Origin of the sequence: Streptomyces sp. NPDC091416 (assembly GCF_044756845.1) — a bacterium.
Classification (GTDB): Bacteria; Actinomycetota; Actinomycetes; order Streptomycetales; family Streptomycetaceae; genus Streptomyces.
On the sequence record NZ_JBIVTU010000009.1, the window covers coordinates 383,204 to 405,751 of the forward strand.

At 71.0% G+C, this 22,548-nt stretch carries 20 protein-coding genes and 1 pseudogene; 18 read left to right on the forward strand and 3 right to left on the reverse strand.

Going from position 1 to position 22,548, the window contains the following annotated elements:
• Nucleotides 1-423 precede the first annotated feature (423 nt).
• Both ACIQMX_RS27250 and ACIQMX_RS27255 read left to right on the forward strand, forming a co-directional pair.
• Nucleotides 424-1,059 (forward strand): vitamin K epoxide reductase family protein, encoded by a 636-nt coding sequence (locus ACIQMX_RS27250; protein WP_363078073.1) that lies wholly within the window; start codon nt 424-426, stop codon nt 1,057-1,059.
• A 71-nt stretch (nt 1,060-1,130) separates the two neighbouring features.
• On the forward strand, nt 1,131-2,516 hold the full coding sequence (locus ACIQMX_RS27255) for a replication-associated recombination protein A (protein WP_402481876.1): 1,386 nt from the start codon (nt 1,131-1,133) through the stop codon (nt 2,514-2,516).
• Between the two features lie 109 nt (nt 2,517-2,625).
• Here the strand turns inward: ACIQMX_RS27255 and ACIQMX_RS27260 are convergent, their stop codons facing one another.
• Nucleotides 2,626-3,327 (reverse strand): DUF2470 domain-containing protein, encoded by a 702-nt coding sequence (locus ACIQMX_RS27260; protein WP_363078089.1) that lies wholly within the window; start codon nt 3,325-3,327, stop codon nt 2,626-2,628.
• 188 nt (nt 3,328-3,515) lie between these two features.
• Here ACIQMX_RS27260 and rpsD point away from each other — a divergent pair, with 188 nt between their 5' ends.
• Nucleotides 3,516-4,130 carry a 30S ribosomal protein S4 gene (gene rpsD, locus ACIQMX_RS27265; protein ID WP_136327444.1) on the forward strand — a complete coding sequence of 205 codons (615 nt, stop codon included), beginning with the start codon at nt 3,516-3,518 and terminating at the stop codon, nt 4,128-4,130.
• A gap of 15 nt (nt 4,131-4,145) precedes the next feature.
• Here the strand turns inward: rpsD and ACIQMX_RS27270 are convergent.
• Nucleotides 4,146-6,354: pseudogene (locus ACIQMX_RS27270) on the reverse strand (ATP-binding protein).
• Nucleotides 6,355-6,566: 212 nt separating this feature from the next.
• Between ACIQMX_RS27270 and ACIQMX_RS27275 the strand changes: the two are divergent.
• The 13 genes from ACIQMX_RS27275 (at nt 6,567) to nusB (ending at nt 19,993) form a co-directional block, all read left to right on the forward strand.
• Nucleotides 6,567-7,007, forward strand: a complete 441-nt coding sequence (locus ACIQMX_RS27275; RefSeq protein WP_363078087.1) for a DUF948 domain-containing protein — start codon at nt 6,567-6,569, stop codon at nt 7,005-7,007.
• Nucleotides 7,008-7,014: 7 nt separating this feature from the next.
• Complete coding sequence (locus ACIQMX_RS27280) at nt 7,015-7,365, forward strand: DUF6167 family protein (protein ID WP_363078067.1); 351 nt, start codon at nt 7,015-7,017, stop codon at nt 7,363-7,365.
• Entirely contained in the window at nt 7,365-10,034 is a 2,670-nt protein-coding gene (alaS, locus tag ACIQMX_RS27285) for an alanine--tRNA ligase (protein ID WP_363078065.1), read from the forward strand. Before ACIQMX_RS27280 ends, alaS begins: the two co-directional genes overlap by 1 nt.
• A 14-nt stretch (nt 10,035-10,048) precedes the next feature.
• Nucleotides 10,049-10,513, forward strand: a complete 465-nt coding sequence (gene ruvX, locus ACIQMX_RS27290) for a Holliday junction resolvase RuvX (RefSeq protein WP_402481940.1) — start codon at nt 10,049-10,051, stop codon at nt 10,511-10,513.
• Between the two features lie 95 nt (nt 10,514-10,608).
• Nucleotides 10,609-12,372, forward strand: a complete 1,764-nt coding sequence (mltG, locus tag ACIQMX_RS27295) for an endolytic transglycosylase MltG (protein ID WP_402481880.1) — start codon at nt 10,609-10,611, stop codon at nt 12,370-12,372.
• Nucleotides 12,359-13,195, forward strand: coding sequence for a shikimate dehydrogenase (locus ACIQMX_RS27300; protein ID WP_363078061.1), 837 nt, complete (start codon nt 12,359-12,361; stop codon nt 13,193-13,195). The genes mltG and ACIQMX_RS27300 overlap by 14 nt, the downstream gene beginning before the upstream one ends.
• Nucleotides 13,196-13,341: 146 nt before the next feature.
• Nucleotides 13,342-14,526, forward strand: a complete 1,185-nt coding sequence (gene aroC, locus ACIQMX_RS27305) for a chorismate synthase (protein WP_363078059.1) — start codon at nt 13,342-13,344, stop codon at nt 14,524-14,526.
• Entirely contained in the window at nt 14,523-16,166 is a 1,644-nt protein-coding gene (gene aroB / locus ACIQMX_RS27310; RefSeq protein ID WP_402481883.1) for a 3-dehydroquinate synthase, read from the forward strand. Before aroC ends, aroB begins: the two co-directional genes overlap by 4 nt.
• The gene (gene aroQ, locus ACIQMX_RS27315; protein WP_402481885.1) at nt 16,163-16,603 is read left to right on the forward strand and encodes a type II 3-dehydroquinate dehydratase; all 441 of its coding nucleotides are present in this window, start codon (nt 16,163-16,165) and stop codon (nt 16,601-16,603) included. Before aroB ends, aroQ begins: the two co-directional genes overlap by 4 nt.
• A 137-nt stretch (nt 16,604-16,740) precedes the next feature.
• A complete protein-coding gene (locus ACIQMX_RS27320; RefSeq protein ID WP_402481887.1) occupies nt 16,741-17,730 on the forward strand; it encodes an AAA family ATPase in 990 nt (329 codons plus the stop codon).
• A 105-nt stretch (nt 17,731-17,835) separates the two neighbouring features.
• The gene (locus tag ACIQMX_RS27325; protein WP_363078053.1) at nt 17,836-18,942 is read left to right on the forward strand and encodes an aminopeptidase P family protein; all 1,107 of its coding nucleotides are present in this window, start codon (nt 17,836-17,838) and stop codon (nt 18,940-18,942) included.
• Between the two features lie 50 nt (nt 18,943-18,992).
• Nucleotides 18,993-19,559 (forward strand): elongation factor P, encoded by a 567-nt coding sequence (gene efp / locus ACIQMX_RS27330; RefSeq protein WP_014157376.1) that lies wholly within the window; start codon nt 18,993-18,995, stop codon nt 19,557-19,559.
• Nucleotides 19,560-19,561: 2 nt separating this feature from the next.
• A complete protein-coding gene (gene nusB / locus ACIQMX_RS27335; RefSeq protein ID WP_024490948.1) occupies nt 19,562-19,993 on the forward strand; it encodes a transcription antitermination factor NusB in 432 nt (143 codons plus the stop codon).
• Between the two features lie 168 nt (nt 19,994-20,161).
• Here nusB and bldD read toward each other — a convergent pair whose 3' ends face one another.
• Nucleotides 20,162-20,662, reverse strand: coding sequence for a transcriptional regulator BldD (gene bldD, locus ACIQMX_RS27340; RefSeq protein ID WP_018103903.1), 501 nt, complete (start codon nt 20,660-20,662; stop codon nt 20,162-20,164).
• Nucleotides 20,663-20,883: 221 nt separating this feature from the next.
• Between bldD and pyrR the strand changes: the two genes are divergently transcribed.
• Nucleotides 20,884-21,468, forward strand: coding sequence for a bifunctional pyr operon transcriptional regulator/uracil phosphoribosyltransferase PyrR (pyrR, locus tag ACIQMX_RS27345; protein ID WP_266776531.1), 585 nt, complete (start codon nt 20,884-20,886; stop codon nt 21,466-21,468).
• 87 nt (nt 21,469-21,555) lie between these two features.
• Nucleotides 21,556-22,548 carry an aspartate carbamoyltransferase catalytic subunit gene (locus tag ACIQMX_RS27350; RefSeq protein ID WP_363078051.1) on the forward strand — a complete coding sequence of 331 codons (993 nt, stop codon included), beginning with the start codon at nt 21,556-21,558 and terminating at the stop codon, nt 22,546-22,548.

Genomic DNA, 22,548 nt, shown 5'->3' on the forward strand with positions numbered 1-22,548 from the left:
ACCCCCAACCTCACCGCCCGGGGGGGGGGGGGGCCGCGGGGGGGGGGGGGGGGGGGGGGCCCCGCCGCCCCCCCCCCCCCCCGGGGGCCCCGCGGGGGGGGGGGCCGCCCCCCCCCCCCCCCCCACGACGTGAGGACCCGGCAGTGGACCCGTCACCCTGTCGTCAACCTGGTGGGCGCGCGTTCATCCGGCCGGGCGTTTTCGGTCCGGAGGCGGACGTGACACCCGAAGGTGGGCCGGATCCCGCCCGGAAACACGAGCGGAGCCGCTCCGCACGGCGGTGACGGGCCAACACCCCCGGGCGCCGGGCGCTGTGGCCCCGCGACCGGGCGCGCATCTTTATGTTCATCGAACGGAAGACCGGTGCGCCCGTACGGCACAATGACCGTGCCCCAGCAGGCCACTCACTGACGGAACGGCGATATGACGACTGCAGCGGTTGACCATCCCTCCTCCGACCAGGACGAGGACGGCGGGAAGAGGACCATCGGCGGCAGTCGCGCGCTGGCACTGCTGCTGGTCATCACGGGCGCTGCCGGACTCCTCGCCGCCTGGGTCATCACGCTCGACAAGCTCAAGATGATGGAGGACCCCACCTTCGTCCCGGGCTGCAGCCTCAACCCCGTGGTGGCCTGCGGCAACATCATGAAGAGCGAGCAGGCGTCGGCCTTCGGGTTCCCCAACCCGTGGCTCGGCATGGCCACCTACCCCGTGATCATCGGGATCGGCCTGGCACTGCTCGCCGGGGCGCGCTTCCGCGGCTGGTACTGGCTGGGGATGAACGCGGGCACGCTGTTCGGCGTCGGCTTCTGCACCTGGCTCCAGTACCAGTCGCTGTACAACATCAACTCGCTGTGCCTGTGGTGCTGCCTGGCCTGGGTCGCCACGATCCTGATGTTCTGCTACGTCACCACGCACAACATCAAGCACCGGATCATCCCCGCGCCGAGCTGGCTGCGCAACGCACTCACCGAGTTCCACTGGGTGCCCCCGGTCCTGTGGATCGGGATCATCGGCATGCTGATCCTGACCCGCTGGTGGGACTTCTGGACCAGCTGACCGGTCCGTCCGCCGCCGGGCCGGATGCCGGCCCGGCCGGGATGTCAGTGCGGTGACATAGGCTTCAAAACGTGGAGCCCGACCTCTTTACCGCAGCTGCCGAAGACCGCCAGGAGAAGGACCCGTCCAGCAGCCCTCTCGCTGTCCGGATGCGCCCCCGTACCCTCGACGAGGTCGTGGGGCAGCAGCATCTGCTCAAGCCGGGCTCGCCACTGCGCCGCCTCGTAGGCGAGGGGAGCGGGGGACCGGCCGGCCCCTCGTCTGTGATCCTCTGGGGTCCGCCGGGCATCGGTAAGACGACGCTGGCGTACGTGGTCAGCAAGGCCACGAACAAACGATTCGTCGAGCTCTCCGCGATCACCGCGGGCGTCAAGGAAGTGCGCGCCGTGATCGAGGGCGCCCGCCGCGCCACCGGTGGCTACGGCAAGGAGACCGTCCTCTTCCTGGACGAGATCCACCGCTTCTCCAAGGCGCAGCAGGACTCGCTGCTCCCGGCCGTGGAGAACCGCTGGGTCACCCTGATCGCGGCGACCACCGAGAATCCCTACTTCTCGATCATCTCCCCGCTGCTGTCGCGCTCGCTGCTGCTGACGCTCGAGTCGCTGACCGACGACGATCTCCGGGGCCTGCTGCACCGGGCTCTGAGCGACGAGCGCGGACTCGGCGGTGCGGTGACGCTGCCCGGGGACGCGGAGGAACATCTGCTGCGCATCGCCGGGGGCGACGCGCGCAGGGCGCTGACGGCGCTGGAGGCGGCGGCCGGCGCGGCGCTGTCCAAGCAGGAGGCGGAGATCACCCTCGTCACCCTGGAGGAGACCGTCGACCGGGCGGCCGTGAAGTACGACCGGGACGGGGACCAGCACTACGACGTGGCGAGTGCGCTGATCAAGTCGATCCGCGGCTCCGACGTCGATGCGGCGCTGCACTATCTGGCCCGGATGATCGAGGCGGGGGAGGACCCCCGGTTCATCGCCCGCAGGCTGATGATCTCGGCCAGCGAGGACATCGGTCTCGCCGACCCCACGGCGCTGCCCACCGCGGTCGCGGCAGCCCAGGCGGTCGCGATGATCGGCTTCCCGGAGGCGGCGCTCACGCTCAGCCACGCCACCATCGCGCTGGCGCTCGCGCCGAAGTCCAACGCGGCGACGCTGGCGATCTCCGCGGCGCAGGACGACGTACGGAAGGGACTGGCCGGCCCGGTCCCGGCCCATCTGCGCGACGGCCACTACAAGGGCGCCGCGAAGCTCGGCCACGCGCAGGGCTACGTCTACCCGCACGACGTGCCCGGCGGCATCGCCGCGCAGCAGTACGCACCGGACGCGGTCCGCGACAAGCGCTACTACCGGCCCACGCGCTACGGGGCCGAGGCGCGCTACGCGGACGTGGCGGACCGGGTCCGTGAGCGTCTGGGCCGCACGGAGGCCGACGGCGCGGCGAGCGCGCCGGACGGTCCGTAGAAGCCACGCCCCTTTGCGCAGAGGCCGCGCCTCACTGGGCGGCCACGCCCCTTTGCGCAGAGGCCGTGCCTCACTGGGCGGCCACGCCCCTTCTCGCAGAGGTTCTGCCTCACTGAGCGGCCGCGTCGAAGAGCGTGCGCATGGCATGGCGCAGCTCCGTCATGTCGCGCACCGGCTCGGGGAACTCGAAGCGGGCGTCGAAGCAGGGCCCGTTCCGCTCGAAGAAGCGGACCCGCAGTCCGAGACGGTCCAGCGCGACCGGTACGACGGACGGCCGGTTCCCCGGCCCGGCCGGGGCGGACCGCTCGCCGAGGAGTTCGCACAGGGTCCCCAGCCGATCGCCGTGGGCCGCGTGCAGATGCTGGAGCAGCTCGGCCTCGTGGGCGGCGAGCGGGTCGGCGGCCGCGTCCCGCAGCTCCTCCGGCTCGACCGCCTGGGCGCCCCACAGGTCCTCGACGTGGGCCTCGCCCGTCTCCAGCCGCAGCAGCATCCTGCCGGGGCCCGCCATCCCGGGTACGGATGTGAGCCATCCGCTGACACGTGCCCGGCCGCGGATGCGGTGCGGGACGGAGACCGGGGCGACGTCCGTGATCTCCAGCACGGCCACCAGCTCGTCGTCCTGGGCGTGCGTCGCGGCCCGCGCAGCCGGGGAATCAGCGGGGAATTCGAGGAAGAGGTCGCCGTCCGGACCGACGGTCCGGGACAGCGGCATCAGCTGGTCCGAGCCCGCTGTTTCCAGCCCGGGGATGAGCAGCACCGCGGAGCAGGTACTCTGTACGAGAGTTCGTGTGCGCTCGGCTGCTGACGGCAGCCGGGTGTTTTCAAGCCCGCTGGGACGCGGCTGACCACGATCAGATCGGCCTTCCGTCGTAGCAGCACCTTCAGGTGTGCTGCCGCTGTCTGTGCTGTCCGTGACGTGTGTGGTGTTCCCAGGGCGAGACATGCGATCTCCTTGAGTAAGGTGAGCCTAACCTAACCTACAACGGAGGTCTGGAGAACGTGCCTAATCAGTCGCGTCCCAAGGTCAAGAAGAGCCGCGCGCTCGGCATTGCGCTGACGCCGAAGGCCGTCAAGTACTTCGAGGCCCGCCCCTACCCGCCGGGCGAGCACGGCCGTGGCCGCAAGCAGAACTCGGACTACAAGGTCCGTCTGCTCGAGAAGCAGCGTCTGCGCGCCCAGTACGACATCAGCGAGCGCCAGATGGCGCGTGCCTACGACCGCGCCAAGAAGGCCGAAGGCAAGACGGGCGAGGCGCTGGTCGTCGAGCTCGAGCGCCGCCTCGACGCGCTGGTCCTGCGTTCCGGTATCGCCAAGACGATCTACCAGGCCCGCCAGATGGTCGTCCACGGCCACATCGAGGTCAACGGTGGCAAGGTCGACAAGCCGTCGTTCCGTGTCCGTCCCGACGACATCGTGATGGTCCGCGAGCGCAGCCGCGAGAAGTACCCCTTCCAGGTGGCCCGCGAGGGTGGTTACGACACCGACGGTGAGACCCCGCGCTACCTGCAGGTGAACCTGAAGGCCCTGGCCTTCCGCCTTGACCGGGACCCGAACCGCAAGGAAATCCCCGTGATCTGCGACGAGCAGCTCGTCGTCGAGTACTACGCCCGCTGATTCAGGCGTAGCCGCTCAACACCGGCGCTCAGGCCCGCCCCTCTCCGACCGGAGAGGCGGCGGGCTTTCGCGTGGCCGGGGGCCGCGTCCCCGGCGGCTCCTGCTGTCCCGGCCCGCCCGACAGGACCCTGGCCACCACGGCGTCCGCGCCCAGCCGGCCGCCCGCCCCGCGCTCCGATGCGTACAGCGCCTCGCCCAGCTCGTGCCGGGCCAGCTCCTCGCACCGGGCCCGTGGTCCGCCGTAGTGCGCCGAGCCGAACAGCGGCAGCCCCACCGACGGCCAGATCCGGTCGGCGGCCCCTTGCAGCAGAGCCGCCTCCGCCGCGTCCCCCTCGACGACCGTGACGAGCGCCAGCAGCTCCAGAGCGAGCACGGTGCCCAGGCGGTCGTGGAAGGTGTGGCTGATGGCCAGTGACTCCCCGAGCAGTTCCCGGGCCCCGGCGGGCCGGCCCCGCTGCAGCGCGGCGAAGCCCAGGACGTACAGCGCATAGCTGAGCGCCCACCGCTCCCCGTGGTCCTCGCAGATCTCCCGGACCTCTTCGCAGATCACGACCGCGCCGTCCAGATCGCCCTGGAACCCGACCGTCATGGCCAGTTCGACCTGGGCCATCAGCACGTTGCTGTTCAGTTCGCCGAGCTCCCGGTAGCGGCCGAGCGCCTCCTGCAGCAGTTCGTGCGCGCGCGGCATGTCGTCCGTGACCAGGGCCAGGCAGCCCGTGCGGTGCACCGCGTACGCCGACGCCACGGCGTCCCCCGCCAGGTCGGCCTCCTCCCGGCACTCGGACAGGGCCGAGATCGCGCCCACCGGATCGCCCTGGAGGACGGCGACGTAACCGAGTACCCACAGCGCCTTCAGCCGCGAGGAGTCGTACGGCGTCTCCTCCTCCCGTACGTGATCCAGCCAGTGCCGGCCCTCCGAGAGGCGCCCGCAGCCGACCCACAGGAACCAGAGCGTGCCCGCCAGGTACTGCGCGAGGTGAGCTTCCTCCGGGCTCTCCAGCGAACATTCCATGGCACGTCGCAGGTTCGGCAGCTCGCTCTCCACCCGGGCGGCCACCTCCGCCTGCCGCGGGCTGAACCAGTCGAGCTCGCACCAGGTCGCCAGCCCCAGGAACCAGTCCCGGTGGCGGCGGCGCAGCCGGTCCGTGTCGCCCGTGGCGGCGAGCCACTCGGCGCCGTACTCCCGCACCGTGTCCAGCATCCGGTAGCGGGCGCCCATGGCCGACTCCTCGCACAGGACCACGGACTGCGCCAGCAGCCCGGACAGCACGTCCAGCACCGAGTCGGCCGGCAGATCGGGACCGCTGCAGATGTACTCGGCCGCCTCCAGGTCGAACTGCCCCGCGAAGACGGACAGCCGCGCCCACAGCAGCCGCTGCTCGGGCGCGCAGAGTTCGTGGCTCCAGCCGATGGCCGTGCGCAGCGTCTGGTGGCGGCCGAGCGCGCTGCGGCTGCCACCGGTCAGCAGCCGGAACCGGTCGTCCAGCCGCTGCAGCACCTGTTCCGTCGACAGCGCCCGCAGCCGGCCGGCGGCCAGTTCCAGCGCGAGCGGAATGCCGTCGAGGCGACGGCACAGCTCCAGGGCCGCGTCCCGGGTGTGCTCGGTCAGCCCGAACCCGGGCCGTACCGACGCCGCCCGCTCGGCGAAGAGCAGCAGCGCGTCCTCGTCGCTCATCGTCGCGAGCGGATAGCCGCGCTCGCCGTCGAGGTCCAGCGGCAGCCGGCCCGCGGCCAGCACCCGCAGTTCGGGTGCGCGGCGCAGCAGGTCCCGTACCAACTCCGCACAGGCGTCGACCAGATGCTCGAAGCCGTCGATCACCAGCAGGAGCCGGCGCTCGGCGCAGTGGTCGAGCAGTGTGGAGCGGGGCGGTCTGCTCGTGTGGTCCGTGAGGCGCAGCGCGTCGACCAGGGCGTGCTCCAGCAGCGCCGCGTCGTGGACCGCCGACAGCTCCACCAGCCAGACACCGTCGCAGTACCGTTTCTCCAGGAGCGCCGCCGCTCTCGTGACCAGCCGGGACTTGCCGACCCCGCCCACCCCGACGACGGTGACGAGCCGTGACTCCTCCAGCAGCCCGGCGACATCGGCCAGCTCTCGGTCACGACCCACGAATCTGTTCAGCTCCGCCGGCAGATTGCCCGGGTGACGGGGCGTCGGCGCCCCGGGGGAGGCGGCCGGGCGGCCGGGGTCGTCGGAGGACGGAGAGGGGCGCTGAGTGCGTCGCATGAAACACGCAGAGTACTGGCCCGAAAGCGCTCCGTACAATCTCGTTGCCGGAACTCCGCCCGGGCCGGCCGGTCATGCGGTACAGGGCGCGAGCCCCGGCGCGATAGGCTCGGGGGACGGCGACCCGGCCGCCGCGACGGCCCCGCCGAACAGCAGGAAACAAGACAGACCGACGACAAGCCAGAGAGCGGTGCACTGTGTCCGGTGGTGAGGTGGCCGGGATCCTGGTGGCCGTCTTCTGGGCGATCCTGGTCTCGTTCCTCGCCGTCGTACTGGTGAGGCTCGCCCAGACGCTCAGGGCGACCACGAAACTCGTGGCGGACGTGACCGAACAGGCCGTCCCGCTGCTCGCCGACGCCTCCGCGACCGTACGCTCCGCGCAGACCCAGCTCGACAAGGTCGACGCGATCGCGACCGACGTCCAGGAAGTCACTTCCAACGCCTCGGCGCTCTCCACCACCGTCGCCTCCACGTTCGGCGGCCCGCTGGTCAAGGTCGCGGCGTTCGGTTACGGGGTCCGGCAGGCCATCGGCCGCAAGGCGAGCCCCGAACCGGAAGCGCGTTCCCGGCGCTCGGTGATCGTCGGCCGGACCGTGCCGTCCGCGCGTGGCAGGAAGCGCGACGGCAGAAACTCCCGCGGATCGAAGGACTGACGCAGCGATGTTCCGCCGTACGTTCTGGTTCACCGCCGGCGCAGCCGCCGGCGTCTGGGCCACCGCCAAGGTCAACCGGAAGATCAAGCAGCTGACCCCCGAGAGCCTCGCGGCACAGGCTGCCGACAAGGCGCTCGTGGCCGGTCACAAGCTCAAGGACTTCGCCCTGGACGTCCGCGAGGGCATGGCCAGACGCGAGGCCGAACTGGGCGAGGCGCTCGGGCTCGAAGCGCCCGTCGACCCCGACCTCCCCGTGCAGCGCCACTTCGCCGTCGAGGCGGCCGAGTCCGAGGCACCCCGCAGACTTCCCCCCACGTCACGTACCTACAACTCGTACAACCGGAATGAGGACCACTGATGGAGTCGGCAGAAATCCGCCGCCGCTGGCTGAGCTTCTACGAGGAGCGCGGTCACACCGTCGTGCCTTCGGCGTCGCTCATCGCGGACGACCCGACTCTGCTGCTGGTCCCGGCCGGCATGGTGCCGTTCAAGCCGTACTTCCTGGGCGAGGTCAAGCCGCCCGCCGCGCGGGTCACCAGCGTGCAGAAGTGCGTCCGTACACCGGACATCGAAGAGGTCGGCAAGACCACCCGGCACGGCACGTTCTTCCAGATGTGCGGGAACTTCTCCTTCGGTGACTACTTCAAGGAAGGCGCCATCGAGTACGCCTGGGAGCTGCTCACCAGCTCCGTGGCGGACGGCGGCTTCGGTCTCGACCCCGAGCGGCTGTGGATCACGGTCTACCTCGACGACGACGAGGCCGAGCAGATCTGGCGCGACAAGATCGGTGTCCCGGCCGAGCGCATCCAGCGCCTCGGCAAGAAGGACAACTTCTGGTCCATGGGCGTCCCCGGCCCCTGTGGCCCCTGTTCCGAGATCAACTACGACCGCGGGCCCGAGTTCGGCGTCGAGGGCGGCCCGGCCGTCAACGACGAGCGGTACGTGGAGATCTGGAACCTGGTCTTCATGCAGTACGAGCGCGGCGCCGGCGACGGCAAGGACGACTTCCCGATCCTCGGCGACCTGCCGTCCAAGAACATCGACACCGGCCTCGGCCTCGAACGCCTCGCGATGATCCTGCAGGGCGTACAGAACATGTACGAGACCGACACCCTGCGCGTCGTCATGGACAAGGCCACCGAGCTCACCGGGGTCCGCTACGGCGCCGCCGCCGGCACGGACGTCTCGCTGCGCGTGGTCGCCGACCACATCCGCACCTCCGTCATGCTCATCGGCGACGGCGTCACCCCCGGCAACGAGGGCCGCGGCTACGTGCTGCGCCGCATCATGCGCCGGGCCATCCGCAACATGCGGCTGATGGGCGCCACCGGTTCGGTCGTGAACGATCTGGTCGACGTCGTGGTCAACACGATGGGGCTGCAGTACCCCGAGCTGGTCACCGACCGCAAGCGCATCGAGACCGTCGCGCTCGCCGAGGAAGCCGCCTTCCTCAAGGCCCTCAAGGGCGGCACCAACATCCTGGAGACCGCCGTCACGGAGACCAAGGCCGCAGGCGGCCAGGTCCTCGCCGGTGACAAGGCGTTCCTGCTCCACGACACCTGGGGCTTCCCGATCGACCTCACCCTGGAGATGGCCGCCGAGCAGGGCCTCTCCGTGGACGAGGACGGCTTCCGGCGCCTCATGCAGGAGCAGCGGGACAAGGCGAAGGCCGACGCCAGGGCCAAGAAGACCGGTCACGCTGACCTCTCCGCCTACCGCGAGGTCGCCGACAACTCGGGCGTCACCGAGTTCACCGGCTACCTCTCCACCGAGGGCGAGTCGACGATCGTCGGTCTCCTCGTCGACGGCGTCTCCTCACCCGCCGCCTCCGAGGGCGACGAGGTCGAGGTCGTCCTGGACCGCACCCCGTTCTACGCCGAGGGCGGCGGCCAGCTCGCCGACCAGGGCCGGATCCGGCTCGACAACGGCGCCGTCATCCAGGTGCGCGACGTCCAGCAGCCGGTTCCCGGCGTCTCCGTGCACAAGGGCTCGGTCCAGGTCGGCGAGGTGACGGTCGGCGCCTCCGCCTTCGCCGCCATCGACAACACCCGCCGCCGTGCCATCGCCCGCGCCCACAGCGCCACCCACCTCACGCACCAGGCGCTGCGCGACGCGCTCGGCCCGACGGCCGCCCAGGCCGGTTCGGAGAACTCCCCGGGCCGCTTCCGCTTCGACTTCGGTTCGCCCGCCGCCGTACCCGGCACGGTCCTCGTCGACGTCGAGCAGAAGATCAACGAGGTCCTCTCGCGGGAGCTCGACGTCCAGGCCGAGGTCATGTCGATCGACGAGGCGAAGAAGCAGGGCGCCATCGCCGAGTTCGGCGAGAAGTACGGCGAGCGGGTCCGCGTCGTCACCATCGGCGACTTCTCCAAGGAGCTGTGCGGCGGCACGCACGTCGGCAACACCGCCCAGCTCGGCCTGGTGAAGCTGCTCGGCGAGTCGTCCATCGGTTCCGGTGTGCGCCGTATCGAGGCCCTCGTCGGCGTCGACGCGTACAACTTCCTCGCCAAGGAGCACACGGTCGTCGCCCAGCTCCAGGAGCTGGTCAAGGGCCGTCCCGAGGAGCTCCCGGAGAAGATCGCCTCCATGCTCGGCAAGCTGAAGGACGCCGAGAAGGAGATCGAGAAGTTCCGCGCGGAGAAGGTCCTTGCGGCCGCCGCCGGGCTGGTCGACTCCGCCAAGGACGTACGGGGCGTCGCCCTGGTCACCGGCCAGGTGCCGGACGGCACCTCGGCCGACGACCTGCGCAAGCTCGTCCTCGACGTCCGCGGGCGCATCCAGGGCGGCCGGCCGGCCGTCGTGGCCCTGTTCACCACGGCCAACGGGCGCCCGCTCACCGTCATCGCCACCAACGAGGCCGCCCGCGAGCGCGGTCTCAAGGCCGGTGACCTGGTCCGTACCGCCGCCAAGACGCTCGGCGGCGGTGGCGGCGGCAAGCCGGACGTCGCCCAGGGCGGCGGCCAGAACCCGGATGCCATCGGCGACGCCGTCGCCGCCGTCGAACGCCTCGTCACCGAGACGGCGTGACGCCGGACATGACGATGCGCCGCGGTCGCCGCCTGGCGATCGACGTCGGGGACGCCCGCATCGGGGTCGCCTCGTGCGACCCCGACGGGATCCTTGCCACGCCGGTGGAGACCGTGCCGGGGCGCGACGTCCCGGCCGCCCACCGGCGGCTCGGACAGATCGTCGCGGAGTACGAGCCGATCGAGGTCATCGTCGGCCTGCCCCGCTCCCTGGGCGGCGGTGAGGGGCCGGCCGCGGCCAAGGTCCGCACCTTCGCCGATGTGCTCGCCCGTGCGGTTGCACCCATTCCGGTGCGATTGGTGGACGAGAGGATGACCACAGTGACGGCCAGTCAAGGGCTGCGCGCCTCGGGCGTGAAGTCCAAAAAAGGCCGATCCGTCATCGATCAGGCTGCGGCTGTGGTGATCCTCCAGAACGCTCTGGAGTCCGAACGGGCCTCGGGCAATCCGCCCGGGGAGGGCGTCGAAGTGGTTGTCTGATCGCGATACGGTAACGTTCCGCGCGATGCGGCGGTGTTCGAACAAACACCGCACAGCAAAGAGACGGAACCTCGTCTCGCGGCTCAAGGGGATCGATGACTGAGTATGGCCGGGGCCCCGGCTCCGAACCGTGGCATCCCGAGGATCCCCTTTACGGGGACCAGGGATGGGGAGGCCAGCAGCCTGCCCACGGCCAGAGCCAGTACGGCGGCCAGCAGCAGGACCCGTACGCCCAGCAGCAGCCGCAGGACCCGTACGCCCAGCAGCACCCGCAGCAGGACCCCTACGCCCAGCAGCAGTATCAGCAGCAGCCGCAGGATCCCTACGCGCAGCAGCACCAGCAGCAGCAGGATCCGTACGCGCAGCAGCACCAGCAGCAGCCGCAGTACCAGCAGCAGCCCTCGTACGGTCAGCAGCAGGACCCGTACGCCCAGCAGCCTCCCTACAACGGAGGCTGGGACACCGGTCAGCAGCCCGCCTCGATGCCGTACGAGGGCCAGCCCGCCGCCTCGTACGGCTATGACGAGACGAACGACTACTACGGCACCCCCGAGGCGTACCCGCCTCCGCAGCCCCCGGGCCGCCGCGAGGCCGAGCCCGCCCCGGCCCCGGAGCAGAACCCGGACTGGGACCCCGAGGTCCAGCCGGAGGAGACGCACCCGTTCTTCACGGGCGCGGACGACGGCAAGGCCAAGGACGACGAGGACGAGTACGACGACGATGCGCGTGAGTCCCGCCGCGGGGGCGGGGACGGCGAGCGCCGCGGCAAGGGCAAGAAGAAGAAGGGGCGCAGCGGCTGCGCCTGTCTGGTCGTCTCCCTCGTCCTGGCCGGCGGCCTCGGCGGAGTCGGTTACTTCGGCTACTCCTTCTACAAGGACAAGTTCGGCTCGGCGCCCGACTACGCGGGTAGCGGCTCGGGCTCGGTCGAGATCGAGATCCCCAAGGGTGCCTACGGGTACGACATCGGGAACATCCTGAAGAAGGCGGGCGTCGTCAAGAGCGTCGACGCTTTCGTCTCCGCCCAGAACGAGAACCCCAAGGGGAAGTCGATCCAGGCCGGGGTCTATCTCCTCCACGAGGAGATGTCGGCTTCCGAGGCCGTGAAGATGATGGTCGACCCGAAGAGCCAGAACCTGCTCATCATTCCCGAAGGCTCCCGCAACGTCGCCGTCTACGCGATGGTCGACAAGAAGCTGAATCTCAAGAAGGGCACGACCGAGGCCGTAGCCAAGTCCAAGAAGGCCGAGCTGGGTCTGCCGGGCTGGGTGGGCAAGGCCAAGGACATCAAGGACCCGCTGGAAGGATTCCTCTACCCGGCCGCGTATCCGGTGACGAAGGAAACCAAGCCGGAGGCGATCCTCAAGAAGATGGTCGCGCGGTCCAACGAGGAGTACGAGGATCTCGACCTCGAGGCAACCGCCAAGAAGTACAAGCTGGACGGGCCGTGGCAGGTGCTCACCGTGGCCAGCCTCGTCCAGGCGGAAGGCCTCACGCATGACGACTTCCGCAAGATGGCCGAGGTCGTCTACAACCGTCTGAAGCCCGACAACGTGGCGACGAACCGCAAGCTCGAATTCGACTCGGCGTTCAACTACCTCATGAAGCAGAGCGAGATCAAGATCAGATCGAACGAGATCCGGACCAATCCGGATCCGTACAACACCTACTACCACGCGGGTCTACCGCCGGGCCCCATCGGAAACCCTGGGGACGAAGCACTGCGCGCGACGCTGAGTCCCACCTCCGACGGCTGGATGTTCTTCATCTCGCTCGACGGCAAGAAGACCCAGTTCACCAAGACGGCCGCCGAGCACGAGAAGCTCAACGACAAGTTCAAGGAACTGCATGGCCTCGACTGACCGGCGCCACCGGGCAGCCGTCCTCGGCTCGCCCATCGCCCACTCGCTCTCCCCGGTCCTGCACCGGGCCGCCTACGCCGAACTCGGCCTCGACGGCTGGTCGTACGACCGGTTCGAGATCGACGAGCAGGCGCTGCCCGGTTTCGTCGAGGGCCTGGACGGTTCCTGGGCCGGGCTGTCTCTCACCATGCCGCTGAAGCGGGCGATCATCCCGCTGCTGGACTCCGTCAGCGGGACGGCCGCCTCCGTCGAGGCCGTGAACACGGTCGTCCTCACCGAGGACGGCCGCCTCACCGGCGACAACACGGATATCCCCGGCATGATCGCCGCCCTGCGTGAGCGCGGCGTCGAGAAGGCCGATTCCGCCGCCGTCCTCGGCGCCGGAGCCACCGCCTCGTCCGCGCTCGCCGCGCTCTCGCAGATCTGTACGGGACCGGTGACGGCCTACGTCCGCAGTCGCGAGCGTGGCGACGAGATGCGTGGCTGGGGCGAGCGGCTCGGCGTCGATGTGCACATCGCGGACTGGGCCGAGGCCGAGCAGGCCCTGCACGCGCCGCTGATCATCGCGACCACGCCGGCCGGCGCCACGGACGCGCTGCTGGATGCCGTGCCGGAGGCCCCCGGCACGCTTTTCGACGTGCTGTACGAGCCCTGGCCCACCGGACTCGCGTCCGCCTGGCAGAGCCGCGGCGGCGCAGTCATCGGAGGTCTTGATCTCCTGGTGCACCAGGCCGTCCTCCAGGTCGAGCAGATGACGGGCCGTTCGCCCGCGCCGCTGGCCGCCATGCGCCGGGCCGGCGAACAGGCGCTGGCAGCCCGCTGAACGCCCACCCGGCCCGTCCGCCCGTCCGTCTGCTGGACCGGCGGCGGGCCACAGGGCCCGGTCGTGGGAGGATCGAGGGCGGCGGATCAGGGCCGCGCACCCGGTCGCGCCGTTGCAGTTAACAGGCGCGAGCATGAGGAGCACCGTTGAGCAGGTTGCGCTGGCTGACCGCCGGAGAGTCGCACGGCCCCGCACTGGTGGCGACGCTGGAGGGTCTTCCCGCCGGCATCCCCGTCACCACGGAGATGGTGGCGGACGCGCTCGCCAGGCGACGGCTCGGATACGGGCGCGGCGCCCGGATGAAGTTCGAGAAGGACGAGGTCACCTTCCTCGGCGGGGTCCGGCACGGCCTGACCATGGGCTCGCCCGTCGCCGTGATGGTGGGCAACACCGAGTGGCCCAAGTGGGAGCAGGTCATGTCGGCCGACCCGGTCGACCCCGAGGTGCTGGCCGCGCAGGCCCGTAACGCCCCGCTGACCCGTCCCCGGCCCGGCCACGCCGACCTCGCCGGCATGCAGAAGTACGGCTTCGACGAGGCCCGGCCGATCCTGGAGCGCGCCAGCGCCCGGGAGACCGCGGCCCGGGTCGCCCTCGGCGCCGTCGCCCGGTCGTACCTCAAGGAGACGGCCGGCATCGAGATCGTCAGCCACGTGGTGGAACTCGCGGCGGCCAAGGCGCCGTACGGGGTCTACCCGGTGCCCGCCGACGTCGAGAAGCTGGACGCCGACCCGGTGCGCTGCCTCGACGCCACGGCGAGCAAGCAGATGATCGCCGAGATCGACCAGGCCCACAAGGACGGCGACACGCTCGGCGGTGTGGTCGAGGTGCTGGCGTACGGAGTGCCCGTCGGCCTCGGTTCGCACGTGCACTGGGACCGGCGCCTCGACGCCCGCCTCGCCGCCGCGCTCATGGGCATCCAGGCCATCAAGGGAGTCGAGGTCGGCGACGGTTTCGACCTCGCCCGGGTGCCGGGTTCGCAGGCTCACGACGAGATCCTGGCGACCGACGACGGGATCAGGCGCGCCTCCGGCCGCTCCGGCGGGACCGAGGGCGGACTGACCACCGGCGAGCTGCTGCGCGTCCGCGCCGCGATGAAGCCGATCGCGACCGTGCCGCGCGCGCTCGCCACCGTCGACGTGCAGACCGGTGAGCCGGCCAAGGCGCACCACCAGCGCTCCGATGTCTGTGCCGTTCCGGCCGCCGGCATCGTCGCCGAGGCGATGGTCGCGCTCGTCCTCGCCGACGCGGTCGCGGAGAAGTTCGGCGGCGACAGCGTCGCCGAGACCCACCGCAACGTCCAGTCGTACCTCGACCACCTCCAGATCCGATGAGCGAGCCGACGAGCGGTCCGCTGATCGTCCTGGTCGGGCCGATGGGCGTCGGCAAGTCCACGGTCGGTGAGCTGCTCGCCGACCGGCTGGGCACCGGCTACCGGGACACCGACGCCGATGTCGTCGCCCGGGCCGGCAAGCCCATCTCGGAGATCTTCTACGACGAGGGCGAGGAGCACTTCCGCGAGCTGGAGCGGCAGGCCGTGCGGACCGCGGTCGCCGAGCACGGGGGAGTCCTCTCGCTCGGCGGCGGCGCCGTCCTCGACGAGACGACGCGGGCCCTGCTCGCCGACCACGCCGTCGTCTACCTCTCGATGGACGTCGACGAGGCGGTGAAGCGGGTCGGGCTCAACACCGCGCGCCCGCTGCTCGCCGTGAACCCGCGCCGGCAGTGGCGCGAGCTCATGGAGGCCCGCCGCCACCTCTACACGGAGGTGGCCCGCGCGATCGTCGCGACCGACGAGCGCACACCGGAAGAGGTCGCCCAGGCGGTCCTCGACGCACTGGAGCTGCCGGACGCACCGTCCGGCCGGGAGAACCCAACGATGACCGACCAGGCCCCCACCCGCATCCGGATCGCCGGCAGCGCGGGCACCGACCCGTACGAGGTACTGATCGGCCGGCAACTCCTCGCGGAGCTGCCCACGCTCATCGGCGAGCAGGCCCAGCGCGTCGCGGTCCTGCACCCCGAGGCGCTCGCCGAGACCGGCGAGGCGGTCCGCCAGGACCTCGCGGACCAGGGCTTCGAAGCCATCGCGATCCAACTGCCCAACGCCGAGGAGGCCAAGACCGTCGAGGTCGCCGCCTACTGCTGGAAGGCGCTCGGCCAGACCGGCTTCACCCGCACCGACGTCATCGTCGGCATCGGCGGCGGCGCCACCACGGACGTCGCCGGCTTCGTCGCCGCCTCCTGGCTGCGCGGGGTGCGGTGGATCGCCGTACCCACGACCGTGCTCGGCATGGTCGACGCGGCGGTCGGTGGCAAGACCGGCATCAACACCGCCGAGGGCAAGAACCTCGTCGGCGCCTTCCACCCGCCGGCCGGGGTCCTCTGCGACCTGGCCGCGCTGGACTCGCTGCCGGTCCACGACTACGTCTCCGGCATGGCGGAGATCATCAAGGCCGGCTTCATCGCCGACCCGGTGATCCTCGACCTCGTCGAGGCCGACCCGCAGGGCGCGCGCACCCCGGCCGGGCCGCACACCGCCGAGCTCATCGAGCGGGCGATCCGGGTCAAGGCCGAGGTCGTCTCCAGCGACCTCAAGGAGTCCGGGCTCCGCGAGATCCTCAACTACGGCCACACGCTGGCCCACGCGATCGAGAAGAACGAGCGCTACAAGTGGCGTCACGGCGCGGCCGTCTCGGTCGGCATGGTCTTCGCCGCCGAACTCGGCCGCCTCGCAGGCCGCCTGGACGACGCCACCGCCGACCGGCACCGCACCGTCCTGGAGTCCGTCGGACTGCCGCTCACCTACCGCGGCGACCAGTGGCCCAAGCTGCTGGAGAACATGAAGGTCGACAAGAAGTCCCGCGGCAACCTGCTGCGCTTCATCGTCCTCGACGGTCTCGGCAAGCCCACCGTCCTGGAGGGTCCCGACCCGGCCGTGCTGCTCGCCGCCTACGGCGAGGTCTCGGCGTGACCCGCCGGGTGTTCGTCCTCAACGGACCCAACCTCGGCCGGCTGGGCTCCCGCGAACCCGACGTCTACGGGGCCACCTCGTACGCCGGGCTCGTCGACACCTGCCGCACCCTCGGCAAGGAGCTCGGCTTCGAGGTCGACGTCCGCGAGACCAACGACGAGGGCGAGCTGATCCGCTGGCTCCACGAGGCAGCGGACGGTTCAATTCCGGTCGTTCTCAACCCGGGCGCCTTCACCCACTACTCGTACGGGATGCGGGACGCGGCAGCCCAGCGCACCGCCCCGCTGATCGAGGTGCACATCTCGAACCCGTACGCGCGGGAGGAATTCCGCCACCACTCCGTGGTCGCGCCCGTGGCCACGGGGACCGTGGCCGGATTCGGCATCGGCTCCTACCGGCTCGCCCTGCGCGCGCTCGCGGACGAGCTGACGGACTGACGCACCGCCGTACCGGAAGGCCGACTGGCCGACGGGCACTGTGGACCCTCCCCGGCCGTTGCCTCCATGGCGGCCGGGGAAGGTACGGTTGCCGTTCCACCAGCGCCAGTTGCCTGTACGAGACGGAGTGCCACCGGATGCAGCACGCAGTGGGGGCCCCGCTGCCGCCGCCCCAGGGACCCGGAAACGGGCCCGTCGGCTGGTCGCACCAGGCCCAGCACCCCGGCCACCAGGGCCCGCCGGCCCCCGGCCCGGCCCGGCCGCCGATGCAGCCCCCGGCCGGCCCGCCCGTCCAGCCCTCGGCCGGCCACCAGGGCCCGCCGGCCCCCGGCCCGGCCCGGCCGCCGATGCAGCCCCCGGCCGGCCCGCCCGTCCAGCCCTCGGCCGGCCACCCGGGTCCGCCGCCGCCGGCACCACCCGCCCCGCAGGGGCCGGGCGGTCAGGGCTGGACCGGACCCGCCCCGCACCACGCCCCCGCCCCGGTCTCCAGGGAGACCACCGGGCACATCCAGCTGCCGCCCGGCGGACCCGTACCGCTGCCCGCGCCGCACGCCGAGCCCGGTACCGGCAACGCGACCCTGGCCGTGCTCCTGATCGGCCCGGCAGGCGCCGGGAAGACCACGGTGGCCAAGCTCTGGGCCGCCCGCCGTCGCGTCCCGACCGCCCACGTCAGCCTCGACGACGTCCGCGAGTGGGTCTGCTCCGGCTTCGCCGACCCGCAGGCGGGATGGAACGACCAGTCCGAGGCCCAGTACCGGCTGGCCCGCCGCACCTGCGGGTTCGCGGCCCGCAACTTCCTCGCCAACGGCATCTCCTGCATCCTCGACGACGCGGTCTTCCCGGACCGCCCCGTCGTCGGCCTCGGCGGCTGGAAGCGCCACGTCGGCCCCGGTCTGCTCCCCGTCGTCCTGCTGCCGGGCCTGGAGGTGGTCCTGGAGCGCAACGCCGCCCGCAGCGGCAACCGCCGCCTCTCCGACGAGGAGGTCGCCCGGATCCACGGCCGGATGGCCGGCTGGTACGGCTCCGGCCTCCCGATCATCGACAACTCCACGTACGACGTGGAGACCACCGCCCGCGTCCTGGACGACATACTCGCCCGTTCCCTCGCGAGCCCTCCGGCCTGGTGACCGGGCGCCCGGCGGGCCGGCCCGGCCGCTGAGGCCCCGCCCCCGCCCCCCCCGGTCGGGTGCGCTGACCGCGCGCGACCCGGCCCGCGCTCGTACGCTCGATGCATGTCAGAGGTGTACGCCGTCCGCCGCGGGCTGCTCCGCGACCGGTGCGCCGCAGTCGGATCCGCGGCCGCCCTGGTCTCCCGCCCCGCCAATGTCCGCTACCTGGCGGGCGGAGCGCCCCCGGGGGCCGTGCTGCTGCTCGGCCCCGACGAGGACGTCCTGCTCTGCCCCCGGCCCCCGACCGGTGATCCGGCCGACGGGCGCACCGACGAGCAGCTGCGGGTCGACCTGCTGTCGGTGACCGGTGGCGATCCCGTGGTCGCCGCCGCGGATCTGGCCACCGCGGGCGGTGCCGAGTCCCTGGCCGTCGAGGAGCACGACCTGACCGTCGCCCGGCACCGGGCCATGGCGTCGGTCGCTCCGAAGCTCCGGCTGGCCGATCTCGGCGCCAACGTCGAGCAGCTGCGCATCGTCAAGGACGAGGAGGAGATCGGCTGCCTGCGGATCGCCGCGGAGATCACCGACCAGGCGCTGGGCGAGCTCCTCGAATCGATCCTCGTCGGCCGCACGGAGCGGCATCTCGCGCTCGAACTGGAACGCCGGCTGGTGGACCACGGAGCCGACGGACCCGCCTTCGAGACGTCCGTCGCCACCGGCCCCAACTCCGGCCGCGGCCGCCACCGCCCCTCGGACCGACGGGTCGAGGAAGGAGATTTTCTCTCCGTCTGCCTCGGCGCCAACTACCGCGGCTACCGGGTCGAGATCGGTCGCACCTTCGTCATCGGAACGGCTCCCGCCGACTGGCAGATCGAGCTCTACGACCTGGTTTTCGCCGCTCAGCGGGCCGGACGCGAGGCTCTCGTGCCCGGCGCCGCCTACCGTGACGTGGACCGTGCGGCCCGTCACGTACTGGACTCCGCGGGGCACGGTGAGGGCCTCGCACCCTGGACCGGGCACGGGGTGGGACTCGAAATCGACGAGGACCCGCAGCTGGCACCCGCCGCCATGGGTAAACTGGACGCTTGTGTGCCGGTCACCGTCGAACCGGGGGTCCACCTCCCGGGCCGGGGCGGAGTCCGGATCGATGACACGCTCGTCGTGCGCCCCGAGGCGGACGGCGGACCCGAGCTACTCACCATTACGACCAAGGAGCTGCTCGCGCTCTAGCGCGCATCCTTGGCCGTTCCACCAGCTTCAGTCCAGGAGATTCCGCAACCGTGGCTTCCACGAACGACCTCAAGAACGGCCTGGTGCTCAAGCTCGACGGAGGCCAGCTCTGGTCCGTCGTCGAGTTCCAGCACGTCAAGCCCGGCAAGGGCCCGGCCTTCGTGCGCACCAAGCTCAAGAACGTGCTGTCCGGCAAGGTCGTCGACAAGACGTTCAACGCCGGCGTGAAGGTCGAGACGGCCACCATTGACCGGCGCGACATGCAGTTCTCGTACATGGACGGCGAGTACTTCGTCTTCATGGACATGGACACCTACGACCAGCTGATGGTCGACCGCAAGTCCGTCGGCGACGCCGCCAACTTCCTGATCGAGGGCTTCACCGCCTCCGTCGCCCAGCACGAGGGCGAGGTGCTCTACGTCGAGCTGCCGGCCGCCGTCGAGCTGACCATCCAGCACACGGACCCGGGCGTCCAGGGCGACCGGTCCACCGGTGGCACCAAGCCCGCCACGCTGGAGACCGGCTACGAGATCGGTGTTCCGCTCTTCATCACCACCGGTGAGAAGATCAAGGTCGACACCCGCTCGGGCGATTACCTCGGCCGGGTGAACAGCTAACCGTGGCTGCCCGGAACACGGCCCGCAAGCGAGCCTTCCAGATCCTCTTCGAGGCCGACCAGCGCGGTGAGTCCGTGCAGACGGTCCTCGCTGACTGGGTCCGGCACTCGCGGTCCGACACCCGTCAGCCGCCGGTCACCGAGTACACGATGGAGCTCGTCGAGGGGTACGCGCAGTACGCGGACCGCATCGACGACCTCATCGTCACCTACGCCGTGGACTGGGAGATCGACCGCATGCCGGTCGTCGACCGGAACATCCTGCGGCTCGGTGCGTACGAGCTGATCTGGGTGGACGCGACACCCGACGCGGTGGTGATCGACGAGGCGGTGCAGATCGCCAAGGAGTTCTCCACCGATGACTCCCCGTCCTTCGTGAACGGCCTGCTGGCCCGTTTCAAGGACCTCAAGCCGAACCTCCGCCGGGAGCAGTAGCCCCGGCGGCGTTCTGCCGACGAAGGGCCCACGGTCGCGAGACCGTGGGCCCTTCGGCATGTCCGGGCAGTCGCCCCGTGCGGACGGTCCGGAAAACGGAAACGCCGGGTCCGGCGGGGCGCCCGGAAAGGGCCCCGCCGACCCGGCGGTACGTTTCTGCTGGGGTGGTCAGCCCTCGTCGTGAGCGACCGCGCGGCGCGCGTCCGCGTCCAGGACGCCCCAGCTGATGAGCTGCTCCGTGAGCACGGACGGCGACTGGTCGTAGATCACGGCCAGCGTGCGCAGGTCGTCCTGGCGGATCGAGAGGACCTTGCCGTTGTAGTCGCCGCGCTGGCTCTGGATCGTGGCCGCGTAGCGCTGCAGGGGTCCGGCCTTCTCCGGCGGGACGTGGGCGAGGCGCTCGAGCTGGAGAACGAGCTTCGGCGGCGGCTCGGCGGCCCCGCCGGGCGTCGTGCCGGGCAGGAGCTCCTGCACCGGGACCCCGTAGAAGTCCGCCAGCTCGGCCAGGCGCTGTACGGTCACGGCACGGTCGCCGCGCTCGTACGAGCCGACCACGACGGCCTTCCAGCGGCCCTGCGACTTCTCCTCCACGCCGTGGAGGGAGAGGCCCTGCTGGGTGCGGATGGCGCGGAGCTTGGCCCCGAGCTGTTTTGCGTATTCGCTGGACATAAGGCTCCCCGGACGCTGGAACATTGTGCGGCTCCGCCGCGTGGCTGGTAACTCACTGTGAGGTTACGCAGCGTTACTTGGGTGCGTCAAGCTGAATGGTCCGGACCGGCACCTCCCGGGGGTGGGGCATGGGCCCTGCTCAGGCCCTGGTAACGTGGATGACGCAATTTCGACGTCCTTTAAGATCCGTCCAGTGAGGCGGAGAAGGAGGTCCGTTTCTTATGGACGCACAGCACGACGCCACCGGCAATGCGGCACGCCCCGTTCTCGAGGCTCCCGACATCGCCCGAGTACTGACCCGCATCGCCCACGAGATCGTCGAACGCGCCAAGGGCGCCGACGACGTGGTGCTCCTCGGCATTCCGACCCGGGGCGTCTTCCTCGCCCGTCGGCTCGCCGACAAGCTCGAAGAGATCACCGGCCGGAAGATGCCGGTCGGCTCGCTCGACATCACCATGTACCGCGACGACCTGCGGATGCGCCCCGCGCGCGCCCTGGCCCGCACCGAGATCCCCGGTGAGGGCATCGAGGGCCGCCTGGTCGTCCTCGTCGACGACGTCCTCTTCTCCGGCCGCACGATCCGCGCCGCACTCGACGCGCTCGGCGACATCGGCCGGCCCCGTGCGGTGCAGCTCGCGGTCCTCGTCGACCGCGGGCACCGCGAACTCCCGATCCGTGCCGACTACGTCGGCAAGAACCTCCCCACGTCGCTGCGGGAGACGGTCAAGGTCCAGCTCGCCGAGGAGGACGGCCGCGACGCCGTGCTGCTCGGGGTCGAGCAGGCCGCCCCGGCGGTCGAGCAGTAGCTGCCCTTCCCGTACGGCCCACCTGCCGTACGGCGGCTTCCGCACGCCCGCACGCCTGAACCCTCCAGCCACCCGGAGAACACCCAGATGAAGCGTCACCTCATCTCGGCCGCCGACCTCACCCGCGACGACGCCGTCCTGATCCTCGACACCGCCGAGGAGATGGCCAGGGTCGCCGACCGGCCGATCAAGAAGCTCCCGACCCTGCGCGGCCGTACCGTCGTCAACCTCTTCTTCGAGGACTCGACGCGTACCCGCATCTCCTTCGAGGCGGCGGCCAAGCGGCTGTCCGCCGATGTCATCAACTTCTCCGCCAAGGGCTCCTCGGTCTCCAAGGGCGAGTCCCTGAAGGACACCGCCCTGACCCTGGAGGCGATGGGCGCCGACGCCGTCGTCATCCGGCACGGCGCCTCCGGCGCCCCGTACCGCCTGGCCACCTCCGGCTGGATCGACGGCGCGGTCGTCAACGCGGGCGACGGGACGCACGAGCACCCCACCCAGGCGCTCCTGGACGCCTTCACGATGCGCCGCCGGCTGGTCGGGCCGGACACCGGGCTCGGCAAGGACCTGGACGGCCGCCGGATCACGATCGTCGGCGACATCCTGCACAGCCGCGTCGCCCGCTCCAACGTCCACCTGCTGACCACCCTCGGCGCCCACGTCACCCTGGTGGCCCCGCCCACCCTGGTCCCCGTCGGCGTCGAGCAGTGGCCCTGCGACATCAGCTACAGCCTCGACGAGGTGCTGCCGAAGTCGGACGCTGTGATGATGCTTCGTGTGCAGCGTGAGCGGATGAACGCCGCGTACTTCCCGACCGAGCGCGAGTACTCCCGCCGCTACGGCCTGGACGGCGAGCGGATGGCGAAGATGCCCGAGCACGCCGTCGTCATGCACCCCGGCCCGATGGTCCGCGGCATGGAGATCACCGCCGAGGTGGCCGACTCCGACCGGTGCACGGTCGTCGAGCAGGTCGCCAACGGCGTCTCCATCCGCATGGCCGTGCTCTACCTGCTGCTCGGCGGTTCCGAGCCCGCCGCCCCCACCGTCCCCGCAGCCGCCCGTACCGAGGAGAACAAGTAA